Genomic DNA, 15,716 nt, shown 5'->3' on the forward strand with positions numbered 1-15,716 from the left:
CGTTGAAGCTCCCTGTGTGGGCGAGCGCCTTGTGCGCCACCCTCCTCGTTCAAGTCGTCAGCTCGTTCGCGGCGGCGGCCATGCCACTCCTCGGGCCGATCCTGACACAGCGCTGGGGCCTGCCGCCCGAAAGCATCGGCTATGTCTCGGCCGTCGTTTCGATCGGCATCTGTTGGTGCCTGGCCTGCGGTGGCCCGATGCTGGATCACTACGGCCCCATTCGCACCCTGCAGTTCAGCTTGGCATTTGTCGCCACCGGGATCGCGCTGCTGGCGCAACCCCATGCCCTCTCGGGCCTCGTCGGGGCGCTGGCCATCGGCCTCGGCCTGGCTCCGAACAATCCGGCGGGCAGCAAGGTGCTGATGCGCACGGCGCCGGCCGGGCACCGGACCCTGATCTTCTCGATCAAGCAGGCGGGCGTTCCCCTGGGCGGGGCGATCGCGGGCCTGACCGTGGCCCCGGCCGTGCTCGGGCTGGGCTTCGCCAACGCGATCTGGATGATCGTCGCGATCGTGGCCATCAGCGCGCTGGTGGTGCAGCCGTTCCAGGAACGGCTGGATGCGGAGAAAGGCCCGCTCAATCGGGCCTGGGCGCGCCTCTTCCTGTCGCCCTCTGCCCTGCTGCGCTCGGCGAGCGTGATCCGTTCCCACCCGGCCTTGCCCTTGCTCACGGGAATGGGCGTCGCCTTTTTCGATCGCCCAGGCCAGCGTCACCGCCTTCACCGCGACCTATTTGGTAACGCAGCAGGGCAAGTCTCTGGCCGAAGCAGGCTCCTTCGTCGCCGTGCTGCTCGCGGCGAGCACGCTTTCGCGCATCCTGCTCGGCTGGCTGGCGGATCGCCTCGGGCGCGGCCTGCTGCTGCTCTACCTTCTTTCGCTCGGGACGAGCGCCGCGATCATGCTCCTCGTCTGGTCCGCGGCCGCGCCCGCCGCCTGGATCTATGTCTGCGTCGCCCTGGTTGGCGCGACCTCCATGGGCTGGAACGGCGTCTACATGGCCGAACTCGCCAGGCTGGCGCCGCCGACGCTGATCGGCGATGTCACCTCCGCTGCGAACCTCTTCGGCTTCGTCGGCTCGGTCTGCGGCCCCATAGGCCTTCGCGTTGATCGCGAGCCGGACCGCCAGCTTCGACTGGTCGTTTGTCCTCATGGGAGCCCAGGTGGGCGTTTTCGGCGTCTTCGCGATCTGGCGCCACGGCCGGAGCGGAATAGCGAGCGGCTGAACCGGGCAGCCGGGCTTCAATCGCCTCAGTTCAGGCCGATCTTGCGTGCGCCATCGCGAAATAGCTGCGCCCCTTCGGGCGAGAAATGCATCGCGGTGAGGAAGTCCTCGATGCCGTAGCGTGGCAGCGCCCGGCGGATCGCTGCGAGATGGACCCGCGCCTCGTCGAGCCGCCCGGCGAGCCCGAGCGACAGCGCGGCGATCGCCAGGATCTGCGCATGTGCGTTCGGGCGGGCCGCGGCCCTGATCGCCCAGTCGGCCGCCTCGTCGAACCGCCCCAAGCGGACCAGCGCCATGGCACGGGCGCCGAGCATGCCGAACAGCATGGGGTCGAACGGGCTGAGCTGGCGCGAATGGTCCGAAGAGGCGATCGCGGCGGCCGCATCGCCGGCCTGCGAATGGACGAAGGCCAGCGCATAATGCCCCTGGGCGAAATTGGGACTGAGTTCGATCGCCTGCTCCAGTTCCGTGACCGACTGGTCGTGCCGGCCGCGCAGCCAGAGCGCCCGGCCCATCGCCCAATGCGCCGCAGGATCGCGGTCATCGACCATGAGGCTCTGCCCGGCCGCCTCGAAGGCGAGATCGATCTGCGGCGCGCGTGCCGTCCAGCCCTGGAAGGCGTTCTGGAAATGGGTGAAGGATAGCCCGGCATAGGCGCGTGCGAAGGTCGGATCGAGTCGGATCGCCCGCTGGAAGAGGTCGCGCGCCGTGTCGTTGTCGGCCTGGTTGAAGCGGTACATATGCCACAGGCCGCGATGATGCGCCTCCCAGGCGTCGAGGCCGTTGGGCGGCTTCAGGATCGCCCGGTTGCGCTCGGCCGCCTCGACCTCACTGGCGACGCTGGCGACGATGCGGTCGCCGATCTCGTCGAGAACTGCGAAGATGTCGTTCGTCGCCCGGTTGAAGATCTCCGCCCAGACGACTCTGCCGCCTTCAGTTTCGGCAAGCTCGACGGTGATCGTCAGGCGGCCGCCCTGGCGCCGCAGCGAGCCGCTGACGACATAGGCGACCTTGAGCATCCGGCCGGCCTGCCGCGCGCCGATATGCCGTTCGTGCAGCCTGAAGACGGAGCCCTGCGCGATGACGAAGAGGCAGCGCAGCTTCGCCAGACGGGTGATGACGTCACGCACGAGCGCAGCCCCCGCCCCGCCATCCTCGCCGGCCGCCGGGGACTGGTCGGTGAACGGCATCACCGCGATCGAAGCTCGCCGCGCCGAGGTGCCGACAACCCCGCCATCCTCAGCCGCACCGGCGTCAGAAGCGCTGGCGGGCACCACGACGACGGCCTGCGGGGGGTCGGAGCCGCGCATCCGGGCCGCAGCCCAGGCCTGGCGCAGCGGCGCAGCGTCGAAGCCTTCCGCTTCAAACAGGCGGCTCGCCGCCGCCAGATGCGCGTCGCCGTCGCGAAGCTGGCCATGACGCACCAGCCTCCCGAACAGGAAGCCATGCGCGTTCAGATCGAAGGGCGCCAGCTCCAGCCAGCGCTCCAGATGGCCGTCGCCAGGGTCGTCGTCGCCCGCGACCAGCCTTTCGAGCAGGGCGATGTGAGCGCAATGGAAGCGCCGCCGTTGCGCGACGAGCCAGTTGTCGAAAGCTGGGCAGCGCTCGATCTCGAGCCCGTCGAGGAACTCGCTCTCGAAGAGCCCCGCAAGGGCTTTCGCCTGCGCGAGGCCGAGCGACCCGATCCCCGCCTGGCTCGCATGCGCGATGTCGCGCGCATCGACGCTGCAATCCGACAGGTCAAACTGCACCGTGTCGGCCTGCGTGCGGAGCCTTACCCGGCCGGGTTCGTCGACGAGGTGCCTGATCTTGCTCAGGCACCAGCGCAACTCCCCGCGCGGGTCGTTTGGTACGTCCCAGAGCAATTCGCACAGCCTGGCCCGCGGGATCGCCTGCTGCGCCAGCGCGAGATAGCCGAGGAGGGCGCGAACCTTGCGAGACGCCGGAAGCGCCAGCGGCGTCCCGTTGCGCCGGATGGCCAGCGGCCCGAGCAACCGGACCTGCAGGGCCGGGCCTCCTCCGGGAATGGTGGCGAGGTCGGATTCCACGGCCATTTCCACTCCGGCTCCCACGCTCGTTTCCACGAGTGGCCAGTAGTCTTCGCGGCATCGTCGCAAGGCTTCGCGGCGACAGGCCTGTCCCTGCCGTCGCAGGCATGGGCCGCATCATGGCCGCACGGCCCCTCTCTCAGGGAGAACGAACGATGTCAGCCACTGCCACGATCCAGAGCCAACCCGCACCGACCATCGACTTCGCCGCGATCAAGGCCCGCCAGCACGGCGCCTGGTCGTCAGGCGATTATGCCGTCGTCGGCACCACCCTGCAAATCGTCGGAGAGAACCTTTGCGAGGCCCTCGACCTGCGTGCGGGGCAGACGGTGCTCGACGTCGCCGCCGGCAACGGCAATGCGAGCCTGGCAGCCGCGCGGCGCTGGTGCAAGGTGACGAGCACGGACTATGTCGGCGCCCTGCTCGACCGCGCCCGCGAGCGGGCCGGCGCGGAGCGCCTGGAGATGGTCTTTCGCGAGGCTGATGCGGAAGCCCTGCCCTTTCCGGACGCCAGCTTCGATGCCGTCCTCTCGACCTTCGGCGTGATGTTCACACCCGACCAGGAACGCGCCGCCGGCGAAATGCTGCGTGTCTGCCGGCCCGGCGGCAAGATCGGAATGGCCAACTGGACTCCCGAAGGCTTCATCGGCCAGCTCTTCAAGACGATCGGGCAGCATGTCGCGCCGCCGCCCGGCGCACGCTCGCCGGCGCTTTGGGGCACTCGGGCGCGGCTGGCCGAGCTCTTCCCCGCTCGCGGGGCGACGGTCGAGGCGACGGAACGCCATTTCGTCTTCCGCTATCGCTCGCCGGAGCATTGGCTCGAAGTATTCAGGGGCTACTACGGCCCCGTGCTCAAGACGTTCGCCGCCCTGGCGCCGCCGGCGCAGCTCGCACTGGAGCAGGACCTCAAGGCTCTGATCGCCCGCTTCAACCGCTCCGGCGACGCAACGGTGGTCGTGCCGAGCGCCTATCTCGAAGTCGTTGTCACGCGGCGCTGACGGCGTCCTGTATCCGACTATACCGCGACCGAGCGCATAGGATAAGATTGTACGTTTCACGCTGACAGGCGATGTTGGTTGGAAGGAGAGACGGCCTTGCGCTTCGTGCCCTCCGCCTCGGCCGCGACAGCCGCTCGAATGAGGCGGCGCGATCTCATCGCACTCCTCGGCGGAGCGGTGGCGTCGTGGACTTGCCCGGCCCATGCGCAGCGCCCCCCGATGCCGGTGATCGGCTATCTCGGCTCCGAAACGCCGGATCGTTACGCCAGCCGTCTTGCGGCCTTCCGGGCCGGGCTGGCCGAAACCGGGTATATCGAGGGGCGCAACGTCGCGATCGATTATCTCTGGGCGGAAGGCCAATATCGCCGCTTGCCGACGCTGGCGAAGGATCTGGCCGACCGTCAGGTCAGCGTGATCGTCGCGCCCGGCGGCGCCGAAGTCGCGCTGGCGGCCAAATCGGCGACCTCCGTCATTCCGGTCGTGTTCGAGATGGGGGGCGACCCAATCGCGCTCGGCGTGGTGGACAGCCTCTCCCGGCCGGCAGGCAATCTGACGGGCGTGTCCAGCCTGAGCGTCGAGGTCTCGCGCAAGCGTCTGGAGTTCATGAGCGAACTGCGCCCGGACATCAAGCTGTTCGCGGTCGCCGTCAATCCGGCGAGCCCGACGGCGAAGTCGCAGCTGGCCAACCTCCGGGCCGCTGCGGGCAGCCTCGGTCTGGAGCTGCGCGTCCTCGAGGCCAGCGCCGAACAGGAGTTCGATAATCTGTTCGGCGCCGCAGTCGAGATGCGCGCCGGCGGCCTCGTCTTCACCTCCGACCCCTACTTCGCCTATCGCAGCCCGCAACTCGCGGCGCTGGCGGTCGCCCGGGCTGTGCCGGCTATCATGCAATCGCGCGACTTCCCGCTTTCCGGCGGCCTGATGAGCTATGGCGGCGATTTCGACCAGTCCCACCGGCACACGGGCATCTATGCCGGCCGCATCCTCAAGGGCATGAGACCGTCGGAACTCCCGGTCCAGCGCGTCACCAAAGTCGAGATGTGCATCAATCTGAAGGCCGCGAGGACCCTGGACCTTACCTTTCCGCCTTCGCTTCTGAGCAGCGCCGACCTCGTCATCGAATGACCCTCTGACCGCATGATCCGACCGGCGCGCCGCCCGGGAGCCAAGACCGTGTCCGATCCCCGCGCCGCACCGCGAATGTCGCTGTTCAGCAAATATTTCCTCGTCTTGTTCGCGGCAGTGGTCGTACCGCTCCTGATCGCGGGCGGGAGCCAGGCCTGGTTCGGCTATCGCGACCGGCGGGCCGATCTGAACGCCCTGCTCGACACCGAAGCACGCGCGGCTGCGGCGAGGATTCAGGATTTCATGGAAGGCATCCGCGACCAGCTCGGATGGACCGTGCAACTGCCCTGGTCGGAGATTGCCAATCAGAGACGCCGGCTCGACGCTTTGCTCCTCCTGCGCCAGGTCCCGGCGGTCCTTAGCCTCGCTCTGTTCGATGCCGCCGGCAAGGAGCGCCTGTTCGTGTCCCGCCTCGGCCTCAACCGGATCGAGGGCGGCGACGACCATTCCACCGATCCGGCCGTGACCGGCGCCCGCGAGGACCGTGCCTGGTTCGGGCCGGTCACGTTCCAGCGCGGCTCGGAACCCTTCATGACGGTTGCGGTCGCGGGTAATCGCGCGGCTGCCGGCGTCGCCGTCGCAGAGGTCAACCTCAAATTCATCTGGGACGTGGTTTCGGCGATAAGGGTCGGGCGCACCGGGGAGGCCTTCGTGCTCGATCGGCAAGGCCGCCTGATAGCTCATCCCGACATCAGCCTGGTGCTGCGCGCCGACGAGACCGCGACCCAGCCGCTTCGGGACCTGCTGGCAGCCGTTCTCGATCGTCCCGGCGAGGCGATCGCCGGCCGGGACATGGCCGGGAGCACGGTGCTGGCGGCGATGGCGCCGATCTCCGCGACCGGGTGGAGCGTGGTCGTCAGCCAGCCTCTCGCCGAGGCGTTCGGGCCGATCTATGCCGCCTTATGGCGCACGCTGGGCCTGCTCGTCGCCGGCGCGGCACTGGCGGCGGCACTGGCCTACTGGCTGACCCAGCGCATGACCCGGCCGATCCTGCTTCTGGAAGATGGGGCCGCCCGGATCGGCGCAGGGCAGTTCGACCACCGGATCAGCATCGTAACAGGCGACGAACTCGAGCGGCTCGCAGCCCGCTTCAACGAGATGGCGGGCGAACTGGCGGTATCGCAGGAGCGCTCGGAACGCATCAGCCGGCTCAAGCGCTTTCTCGCGCCGCAGGTGGCCGAGCTGGTCGACCGCAGCGGTGACGACCATGTGCTCGACGGCCGGCGCGTGGAGGTGGTCGTGGTCTTCTGCGACTTGCGTGGCTTCACCGCCTTCTCGGCGCGCGCCGAGCCCGAGACCGTGATCCATCTGCTGGGCGAGTATTACGACGCCCTCGAAAGAGTGGTCGGGAGGCATGGCGCGACGCTGACCAACTTCTCCGGTGACGGCGCGATGGTGCTCGTCAACGCGCCGGTGCCCTGCCCCGATCCCGCCCTGCGCGCCGTGGAAATGGCCCGCGACATGCAGGCGGACGTGCAGAACCTCCTGGCCCGCCGCCAGGTGCTCGATCACCACCTCGGCTTCGGCGTCGGTCTGGCCATGGGGCCGGCGACCGTCGGCCGGATCGGCTCCGAAGGCCGGCTCGACTACACCGCGATCGGGAATGTGGTGAACCTCGCGGCGCGGCTGTGCTCCGGCGCCTATGACCGCGAGATCCTGGTCGATCGCGTCGCAGCCGAGGCGGTCGGCAGGCGCCTGCCCCTGGTCGAGCTCGCGCCGCGCGCGCTGAAGGGGTTCGACCGGCCCGTCTCCGTTTTTGCCGCCGCAGTGCTTTCTCCGCATGCAGCGCAGCCGCCGGGATAGGCGCTGACGGCTGTTGGGCGCGGCAACCTCGCCCGTCAGATCGCCCCGGTCTTCTCAAATCGCCCCGGTCTTGGCCAGCCGCCTCAACTGGTCGAGATCATGGATCATAAGCCGCCCGCGTCCCAGGGAAAGGACGCCGTTGCGCTTCCAACCCTGTAGCTGGCGGTTCACGGTCTCGCGCGTCACACCCGCGAGCGAGGCCAGTTCTTCCTGCGAGGCATGCACTTCCGTGCCGTAATCGGTGGCGAGCACCAGAATCCGGCGCGCGAGCCGCGTCTCGGCGGGCAGGAACGTCGTCTCCTCCATCCGCTCGATGATGTCGCGCAGTCGCGCGCACAGAAGCTCGATCAACTGCAGCGCGATCGAAGGCTCGCTTCTGAGCAGGTTCAGGAGGTCGCGCCGTGGCAGGAAGAACATCTCGGTGTCCTCCATCGCCACCGCGTCCGCCGTGCGCGAGCGACCGTCCAGCAACGCGATCTCTCCGAAGACGTCGCCGCCTCCAAGCACGTTCATCGTCATCTGCTGCCCGAGCTCATCCGTGGTTCCGATGCGGATCAACCCGCGCCGGATCGCATAGAGCCCATCGCTCGGGTCTCCCTTGAGGAACAGCACCTCGCGCGCGGCGAGATGGTGCGGCTTGCAGATGTTCGCGATCCTGTCGAGCGTGTCCTGGACCAGGCCGGAGAAGAACGGGTTCGCCGACAGGAGGCTCGCAATGCGCTGATGTCCCTCGTTCATTCCGCGCCCCCGACGACCGGCTGCGCCGAGCAACCGGAGCTTGTGTGACCCAGCGCACAGAACGCGAAGCGGGAAAGTCCCAAAACCCATCACCGATCAGCCGCCGTGATCGCCAGCCGCGATCGGGTGGAAAGCCGATCAGGAGGGGAGTTTCATCGTGTTCAGTGCCACAAACCGTCATCAAACGCCCTTGAACCTAGCAGACCTTGAGCCGCTGCGCGACATCGCGCCGGCTGCCCGCGCCGGTGAATGCCCGTTCCTGGCCCGGTTGTCGCGGCAAGCTGGACATCTCCGTCGCTGGCTGTTCCGGACGGGCGACGATCGGCGTACCGGCTTCGACGTGGAGCCTCTCGACGATCATACCCTGAGCGACATCGGAATACCCCGCATCGAGGCCTTGTATTGGGATCCGAAGTGACGCGAGCAGATGGCTGATTTGTCACGACAATTGCAATCGGCCGTCATGCTCGTCAGCAGGCCGTCGCGGCCGCCCGCCGGCCGCGACGCACGCAAATGTGTTCAACCACGGTCGCTCTCTGCGCCCCATGCCTCGAAGCCGCTCAGCATAGCGGTGGACCACGCACGTCTCTCATGCCAGCATCCGCAGAAGCTTGAACCTGCACTGGCCGTCTCGACCGGCGCCTTCCGGTCTGGATGCGAGAGCTTCGTAGCGAAGATGCAGCGCCATCTGACCGCCATTCTCTCCGCCGACGTCGTCGGATATATGCGCCTCAGCGAGGCGGCGGAGGAAGCGACTCATAATCGCCTGATGCGCCTGCGCTCCAGCCTGATCGACCCTTGCGTCCAGAAGCATGGGGGACGGATCGTCAAGAACACCGGCGACGGGTTTCTGGCGACCTTCGACAGTGCGCCGGCGGCGACCCGTTGCGCGCTCTCCCTGCAGCGCGCGCTCGCCGTCGCGACCGCCGACCAGCCGCTCGCTCTGCGCATCGCGTTCCGGATGGGCATCCATCTCGCCGACGTCATTCTGGAGAACGACGATATCTTCGGCGACGGCGTCAATGTCGCCGCCCGGCTGCAATCCTATGCCGAGCAAGGCGGCGTCATCATATCGAAGGCCGTCTTCGAGCGGGCCGACGAGGAATCCAGATCGCTCGCCTTTGACATGGGCGAAATCTACCTGCGCAATCACAAGCGCCCGGTGCGCGTTTTCGCCCTTCGCTCGGAGGCCGGGGCGGGGCCGACCCGCAAGATCGGCGAGAGCCATGCCGATGCCGATGCGCGGGCCTCCATAGCAGTCCTCCCCTTCCGTATGAATGGATCGAGCCCCAACAAGGCCTTCGTCGCCGACGGCGTCGTCGACTCGATCATCCAATCGCTGTCCGGCCTCAAGGACCTGTTCGTCATCTCGCGCGGGTCGACGCTGGAATACGGCCGGCGGCGGATCGATCCGGTCGCGATCGGCCGCAAGCTCGGCGTTCGCTACGTCATGGACGGCACCGTCGCCCTCTCTGACGGCCGGGTCAGGATCAGCACCGAGCTGATCGCCAACGAGAACGGCGCCGTGGTCAGCGCCGATCACTATGACGGCAAGATGGCCGAATTGTTCGAGCTGCAGGATCGCATCTCGCTGAAGCTCGTCAGGACCATCGCTCCCCATGTCCGTGAGCGCGAGCTGCGCCGGGCCCTGCGCCAGCATCCCCAGAACATGACCGCCTACGACCTGCTGCTGCAAGCGCTCGATCTGCTCTACAAGATGGACCCCGACAGCTTCGCCCGTGCGCGCGGGCTGCTGCAGCAGGCCATGGCGCTGGATCCGTCCTACGCGCCGCCCTTCACCTATGCGGCCCTCTGGCATGTCTTCCGCGTCGGCGAACTCGGATCGCCAGATCCTGACGGCGACGCCAGGGAGGCGGTCGACCGGGCACTCGCAGCGATCGAGCGCGACGGCAACGACCCGCTCGCGCTCGCGATCTACGGCCATGTCCAGGCCTTCCTGCTGCGCGATTTCGTGACCGCGCAGCGTTTCCTCGATCGCGCGATCGAGGCTGGGCCGAGCGTCGCGATGGCCTGGACGATGAGCAGCGCGACCCGTGGCTTCGTCGGCAACGGCCCGCTGGCTGTGCTGCACGGCGAGAACGGCCAGCGCCTGGCGCCGGCCGATCCCTACCGCTTCTGGCACGAAGGCATGCTCGCCCAGGCGCATTACATCAACGGCGACTACGATCAGGCGGTTGGCTGGGCGCGCAGCGCGGTGGCTCACAATCCCTCAATCCGCTTTACATTGCGCACGCTTGCGGCCAGCTTGGTCGCCGCTGGCCGCCTGGCGGAGGCCGCGAGCGCGGCCGACCGCCTGATGCTGGTCCAGCCTGATTTTCGCCTGACCTCCTACGCCCCGCGCTGCCCGTTCGTGCCATCCGTTCTGGAGCCATGGATCGGACATCTGCGCGAGGCGGGACTGCCTGACTGAGCCGAAGCCTAACGAGTTGCAATCGCGGCAATCGTGCGGGGGCGCCATGACCGGCAATACGGGAAACACCGGGAATACCGGAAACACCGGGAATACGGGAAATGCCGGCATCAGCGGCGACATGGGAGGCGGCTGGTTCCTTCCCGACAGAGCCGATTTCCCCTTCGTGATGGAAACCTATCCCGCCGGGCCAGGCGCGGTCGGGCGCCTCGCCGAGCTTTGCCGCACGGTGCATATCCGCGACGAGTCCAACGGTACGAGGCGAAGGGTCCGCTTCCGCAGCGCCGATGCCGACGACGCCCCCTCGGTCGAGTTCGACGACAACAACTGGGGCGCTCGCTGGTACGCCTTCAAGGTTCTCGCGCGCTTCGCCGACAATTGGTCGCCGGGCGCGATCCACGACGACCTCGTCGACATCCTGCTCGACCTCAACGGATACGCCGACCCGACCGACGCGACATCGCCGACGAAGCAGGCCGTCGAAATCGACATCCTTCGTACCATGGCCCGCGACGAGCGGGCCTCGGCGCTGGGAGAGATCCTGGCCCAGGACATCGAGTTCATCACGGCCTTCATGGGCCTGCTGGCGATGACGCCCGGCTCGCATCCGCGCACATTCCGCGTGCTGCACGTCGCGAGCCTGATCGGCTCCTTCACCGCGCTCCACTTCAAGCACGAGTTCAACCGGCCCCGCCCCTCCTGGGAATGCCCGGCGCTCCTGCCGCCGGTGCCGGTGCCCGGCCACTCCTCCTATCCGAGCGGCCACGCGACGCAGGCCCATCTGATCGCGCTCTGCATGCAGCACGTGCTGGAACAGGTCGATCCGCCCCTGCCCCCGGACGACGTCACGGCCCTGACGGAGGCGTTGCTCGCGCTGGCGCGCCGCGTCGCGCGCAACCGCGAGATCGCCGGCTTGCACTATCCGAGCGATTCCGCTGCCGGACAGGCGCTCGCCAGGGCGGCCTTCGACGTCCTGACGGAGCCCGACACGCAGGATCCGGCCGGCTACGCGATCCGGCCTTTCGGGCGCGCCGTGATCGCCGCCGCGAGGCGCGAATGGACGCCGGATAGGAGCTTTCCGTGACGGCCGGGCGTGGCGGGCGTGGCGGGCGCGGTGGACGCGAAGCGGACCTGCCGCGGCGCGCCCGGATCGAAACCTTCGGCGTGCCGCCCGACGACTTCGTACCGTCGCGCGCGTCCGACAGCGCGCTGCTCCGCCTGGGCTTGCCGACGCTCAACGCGATGCCGACCAACCCGAATGCGACGGCGTTCCGCCGCGCCTTTCTGAAGGGCGCGGTCGATGGTCGCCCTCACAACTACATGGCGGCGCTGGCCATGACCGATCTGGCGCCGGATGGCGCCGTCGTCCCCCTCGCGGCCCCCACCGCGCAGCCGGCGCAGAAGAGCGTCAACTGGTCGGGCGGCTACATCACGCCCCGCGACGGCCACAGCTTCGCTTCGGTCATGGCCGACTGGACGGTCCCAGCCGTGTCCGTCCCGCCCGGCGGCACCGAACCGGAATACCGCAGCTCGACCTGGATCGGCCTCGACGGCCAGAGAGCCTATCTCGACTCCTCGCTGCCGCAGATCGGCACGAAGCAGCGCTGCACGAGCGGAACGACGGGGCGTGCCGAATACGGCGCCTGGTTCCAGTGGTGGGCGCGCGGCCAAGTGACGGACGAGGAGCCTCTCGCCCTGCCCGTCGACCCCGGCGACGTGATCAGCGCCAGCATCAGGGTGTTCGACGCGACCTCGGTGATCTGCAATATCAGGAACGTCACCAGGGACATCACGCTCGAGGCCTTCAAGGCCTTTGCGCCCGGCCCTTGCCGCATCAGCGGCGCCACCGCCGAATGGATCATGGAACGTCCGAGCCCGCCGGAAACGGATGGCTGGGAGGCCTATGAGTTGCCGATCTACACGCCCTTCGCTTTCACCGGCTGCATCGCCGAGACGCGCCCGCCCCGCAGCGCTGTCCTGCACGACCGCGACCTGGAGGGGTCGCGGCTGATCCGCATGTACGCCATCGACGCGGCTCCGCCCCGGATTCGCACGGTCTCGACGGCCCGTCGCGTCCTCGCGCCGGCGCAGAAGCTGGCCATGAGCTACGTCGCTCCATAGGACACCGGCCCGGAAGCGTGAATCCGCTCATTGGAGAAGCCGATGCACGGCCAGGGGGCCACGCCACGTCACCGCCCCGGCCCGCCGTCGCGCCGCTCGGATGAGCTCGGCGAGGCATTGTCCCGCAGACGTCTGACCATCAGCCGCGTCACCGACAGCGCCATCTTCGGGAACTCGGCGAGCAGCGCCAGGAAGACGTCCTTGCGCAGCTTCAATGCGTCGACGGCAGAGGTCGCAACCACGGTAGCCGAGCGGGGGTCGTCCGTGACGAGCCCCATCTCGCCGACGATCGCGTTCTGGGCGAGGCTCGAAACGCGGACCGGGCCGCCATCTCCGGCCGCGATCACGACATCTGCTGTGCCCGAGAGCAGGACATAGGCCGCATCCGATTCATCGCCCTGCCGGAACAGCACATCGCCTGCAGCAAAGGCGACGCGTTCGCCGGTGAAGGCGAGCAGCTTGAGACGCGCCGTGTCGAGGTCGCCGAAGATCGGCACCGCCCGCAGGACGCGGATCTCCTCGGTGTCGATCCGCGCGGCCCTGTCGGCTTCGGCCTCGATCGGCTCCGGCCATTCCGCGGCCAGCGCCGCCCCGGCACCGCTCTGAACGGTCGACAGCCTGGCGCCCTCGAAGGCGATGTGCAGGTCATAGCCCTGGTCGGAGGCCAGATCGCGCCCGGCGACGATCACCGTCCGCCCAGCCATCGCCGCCCGGACGCGCTTGAGGATCTGCCGCGCATCGCTCTGGCCGAAGGCTCCGAAAGCGTTGTTGAGAATGAGCAGCTGCGGCTGCTTGATTAGGCAGCGCGCCAGCGCGATCTGCACCTTCATCGCCGGAAACAGCAGCCGCCCCGCATAGCCGGCCGGCTGTTCTAGCCCGCGGCGATAGATCTCCGCATCCAGCCCGAGCTCCGCCAGCGTGTCGCGGATGACCTCGTCGGCCACGGCCGCGTCATGCGCCACCGCGCCGAACAGGACGTTGTCGCGCACGGGTGCGGCCGTGCAGTAGCTCTGGGGATCGTAAAAGGCGATCGAATGGACGGAATCGGCCGGCGCCCGTTCGTGAAAGGCCGAACGCGCCGCCAGGATACGTCCCTCGACGCCTGCGTCCAGCAAGCCGAGACGGTGCCGCGGCTCGATATAGAGAAGGGCTAGCCCGATGAGCCGCGTGCGGTCCGCCTCGCTCGCCACGCCGCTCGCCATGCGGCCGAGCGTCTCCCGGTACTCCTGGAAATCGTCGGCGGCGATGAAGGAATATTGCTCGAACAGCATATGGCCAGGGGCGAGATCGCGAAAGATCTCCAGCATCGTCGCAGCGATGCGCCGCCCGATCCCCAGGAGCGTGTCGGTCAGGCCGAGATCGGCCAGCACGCGGCGCGTCGGGGCATGGCTGGCGAGACGCGCTCCGACCAGCGCCGGATCGACCGGCACGCCGAAGAGGATGTTCTCGCCGATCGTCGCATTGCGCGTGTAGCGACCCGGATCATAGGGCTCGATCGCGGCGTCCATCCCCCGCTCCGCCAGCCTGGCGCGGATGCGGGGGCGGATATCGGAGATGCGGGGCACGACCTCGGATGGGGTGTCGCGGTCGAGCTTGCAGGCGAGCCCGAACCGGAACACCGCATCGGCGAGCCCGACGACCCTCAGCACCTCGATCAGCATCTGGTCGAGTTCGGCCTCGTCGGCGGCGTTGGCCCGGCCGGGATCGACGGACCACCCTGCCGGGCCGGCCTCGTCCGGCACGACCCGGCGCAGGCCATAGAGGATGTTGTCCCGCAGGCTCCCTTCGAGGATCACGGGCTCGGGGCCGAGATAGGCGATCGCGCGACCGCGCGCCTCGGGCGACAGCAGCGACAGGGGCGTGCCGGCGATGGTCAGGGAACCGTCGCTGACGCTCAGGCCGCCGCCCAGCAGTTGTGCCAGGACGCCTGCTCCTTCGCTCGCGCCACCCGACAGGGCGATATGCCCCGGCAGCGGCAGCGACAGCGAGACCCGGTCGAGCACATGATCGCCGGCCGGATTCACGACCGTCAGCCCGCGAGCGATGATCGCGCCTGGACCGGCGAGGCAGGCAGCCCCGTCGCCTCCGCCGGCCGTGCTTTCGTCCGGTGCATCGCCGTTCAGGGAAAAGTGCTCGACCACCTGCTGGAACTTGGCTTCGACATCGAGCCGCTGCTGGTCCCAGTCGATCAGCTCCTTCACCGGAGACGGCAGATCGCGATAGGCCGCGATGACGGCGACGAGCTGGCCGAGATCGAGGCGGCCCGCCAGGGCGAAATAGCCGCCGACCGCGTAGAACAGGAACGGCGTGATCTGCGCCAGCAGGTTGTTCAGCGTCTTGACCGCAAATTTGCGACCGTAGAGACGGTAGCGAATGCCGAACAGCGTCTCCAGCCGCTGCGCCACCTGGCTCTTCTCGACGGCGGAGGTGCCGTGGTTGGTGACCTCCGCCATGGTCTCGACCACTTCGCCGATCTTGCCGGCGAAGGCCCGCGACGCGATCTGCCGCTGCCTGCCGAGCCGGATCTGCTCGCGCCGCAGGCGGGGGATGACCGCGCCCTGGATCAGGATCATGCCCGCGGCGATCAGGCCGAGCGCGACGTTCTGCGCGAGGATGAAGGCGAGCGCCGTCAGGGCCTGCCCCGCCAGGAAGACCGGCTGCACGAAGGCGTCCCCGACGAAGCCGCCGATCGGCTCGACCTCGTCCTTGATGATCGTCGCCGCCTCGGAGGGCTTGATGCGCTGCAGCGCCTCGGGCTTGAAGCGCAGCACCGCCGAGAACAGGTCGAGACGCAGGCGCTGCAGCAGGCGCTCGCCCAAGGCGCCCTTGCGCATGTTGATGACGTATTTGAACCCGCCATTGATCAGCACGAGCAGCAGGAAAAGCCCCGACAGCGCGAACAGATAGGACAGCCTGTCGAGCCAGACCCCGTCGAAGATGGTCCGCGGCCCGCCCAGCCAGTCCGGCAGGCTCAAGGCGACGTGAAACAGCCGCGCGCTCTCCCGCCCGTCCGCGAAGGCGCGACCCTGCAGGGCGTCGGAGATGATGTACCGGGGAACGTCGAGGGAGAAGTAATAGAACGGCAGCGACAGGACGACGATGCAGATGATCCTGATCTGCTCACGGCGGCTGTTGCGCCAGATGTAATCGAAAAAGCCGACCATCGCAGCCGCCGCTTTTTGAGTACCGTGGATATCTTGGCCGTAGCGTCGGCCCGTCCTGACCGCCCTCTCG

General features: G+C 68.3%; 11 protein-coding genes and 1 pseudogene. 9 read left to right on the forward strand and 3 right to left on the reverse strand.

The features are described 5' to 3' along the window. Positions 1-14: 14 nt before the first annotated feature. Positions 15-662 (forward strand): annotated as a pseudogene (locus tag AC1RMY_RS16385) (MFS transporter); the annotation flags it as partial. Between the two features lie 70 nt (positions 663-732). Continuing rightward, positions 733-1,341 carry an MFS transporter gene (locus AC1RMY_RS16390; protein WP_492866628.1) on the forward strand — a complete coding sequence of 203 codons (609 nt, stop codon included), beginning with the start codon at positions 733-735 and terminating at the stop codon, positions 1,339-1,341. On the opposite strand, the gene AC1RMY_RS16395 is transcribed toward AC1RMY_RS16390, so the two are convergent. Beyond that, entirely contained in the window at positions 1,248-3,275 is a 2,028-nt protein-coding gene (locus AC1RMY_RS16395) for a tetratricopeptide repeat protein (protein ID WP_492866246.1), read from the reverse strand. The two genes, AC1RMY_RS16390 and AC1RMY_RS16395, sit on opposite strands and share 94 nt — an antisense overlap. 149 nt (positions 3,276-3,424) lie before the next feature. Between AC1RMY_RS16395 and AC1RMY_RS16400 the strand changes: the two genes are divergently transcribed. The 3 genes from AC1RMY_RS16400 (at position 3,425) to AC1RMY_RS16410 (ending at position 7,192) form a co-directional block, all read left to right on the forward strand. Beyond that, a complete protein-coding gene (locus AC1RMY_RS16400) occupies positions 3,425-4,267 on the forward strand; it encodes a class I SAM-dependent methyltransferase (protein WP_492866247.1) in 843 nt (280 codons plus the stop codon). Positions 4,268-4,405: 138 nt separating this feature from the next. Next, a complete protein-coding gene (locus tag AC1RMY_RS16405) occupies positions 4,406-5,389 on the forward strand; it encodes an ABC transporter substrate-binding protein (RefSeq protein ID WP_492866630.1) in 984 nt (327 codons plus the stop codon). 12 nt (positions 5,390-5,401) lie between these two features. Beyond that, entirely contained in the window at positions 5,402-7,192 is a 1,791-nt protein-coding gene (locus tag AC1RMY_RS16410) for a cache domain-containing protein (protein ID WP_492866249.1), read from the forward strand. A gap of 54 nt (positions 7,193-7,246) precedes the next feature. Here AC1RMY_RS16410 and AC1RMY_RS16415 read toward each other — a convergent pair whose 3' ends face one another. Further along, on the reverse strand, positions 7,247-7,930 hold the full coding sequence (locus AC1RMY_RS16415) for a Crp/Fnr family transcriptional regulator (protein ID WP_492866251.1): 684 nt from the start codon (positions 7,928-7,930) through the stop codon (positions 7,247-7,249). A 157-nt stretch (positions 7,931-8,087) separates the two neighbouring features. Between AC1RMY_RS16415 and AC1RMY_RS16420 the strand changes: the two genes are divergently transcribed. The 4 genes from AC1RMY_RS16420 (at position 8,088) to AC1RMY_RS16435 (ending at position 12,482) form a co-directional block, all read left to right on the forward strand. Beyond that, a complete protein-coding gene (locus AC1RMY_RS16420; RefSeq protein ID WP_492866252.1) occupies positions 8,088-8,348 on the forward strand; it encodes a hypothetical protein in 261 nt (86 codons plus the stop codon). Positions 8,349-8,606: 258 nt separating this feature from the next. Beyond that, positions 8,607-10,361 carry an adenylate/guanylate cyclase domain-containing protein gene (locus AC1RMY_RS16425; RefSeq protein WP_492866254.1) on the forward strand — a complete coding sequence of 585 codons (1,755 nt, stop codon included), beginning with the start codon at positions 8,607-8,609 and terminating at the stop codon, positions 10,359-10,361. Positions 10,362-10,407: 46 nt separating this feature from the next. Next, complete coding sequence (locus AC1RMY_RS16430; protein ID WP_492866256.1) at positions 10,408-11,445, forward strand: phosphatase PAP2 family protein; 1,038 nt, start codon at positions 10,408-10,410, stop codon at positions 11,443-11,445. Then, complete coding sequence (locus AC1RMY_RS16435) at positions 11,442-12,482, forward strand: G1 family glutamic endopeptidase (RefSeq protein ID WP_492866258.1); 1,041 nt, start codon at positions 11,442-11,444, stop codon at positions 12,480-12,482. Before AC1RMY_RS16430 ends, AC1RMY_RS16435 begins: the two co-directional genes overlap by 4 nt. Positions 12,483-12,550: 68 nt before the next feature. Here AC1RMY_RS16435 and AC1RMY_RS16440 read toward each other — a convergent pair whose 3' ends face one another. Further along, entirely contained in the window at positions 12,551-15,646 is a 3,096-nt protein-coding gene (locus tag AC1RMY_RS16440) for a cyclic nucleotide-binding domain-containing protein (protein ID WP_492866259.1), read from the reverse strand. Positions 15,647-15,716: the final 70 nt, after the last annotated feature.

This window comes from Allobosea sp. GW822-FHT03F07 (assembly GCF_058801345.1).

Coding starts and splice junctions, on each gene's coding strand:
- AC1RMY_RS16430 (WP_492866256.1), top strand. CDS start 10,408: ATGACCGGCAATACGGGAAACACCGGGAATACCGGAAACACCGGGAAT.
- AC1RMY_RS16440 (WP_492866259.1), bottom strand. CDS start 15,646: ATGGTCGGCTTTTTCGATTACATCTGGCGCAACAGCCGCCGTGAGCAG.
- AC1RMY_RS16405 (WP_492866630.1), top strand. CDS start 4,406: ATGAGGCGGCGCGATCTCATCGCACTCCTCGGCGGAGCGGTGGCGTCG.
- AC1RMY_RS16410 (WP_492866249.1), top strand. CDS start 5,402: ATGATCCGACCGGCGCGCCGCCCGGGAGCCAAGACCGTGTCCGATCCC.
- AC1RMY_RS16400 (WP_492866247.1), top strand. CDS start 3,425: ATGTCAGCCACTGCCACGATCCAGAGCCAACCCGCACCGACCATCGAC.
- AC1RMY_RS16415 (WP_492866251.1), bottom strand. CDS start 7,930: ATGAACGAGGGACATCAGCGCATTGCGAGCCTCCTGTCGGCGAACCCG.
- AC1RMY_RS16425 (WP_492866254.1), top strand. CDS start 8,607: ATGCAGCGCCATCTGACCGCCATTCTCTCCGCCGACGTCGTCGGATAT.
- AC1RMY_RS16395 (WP_492866246.1), bottom strand. CDS start 3,275: ATGGCCGTGGAATCCGACCTCGCCACCATTCCCGGAGGAGGCCCGGCC.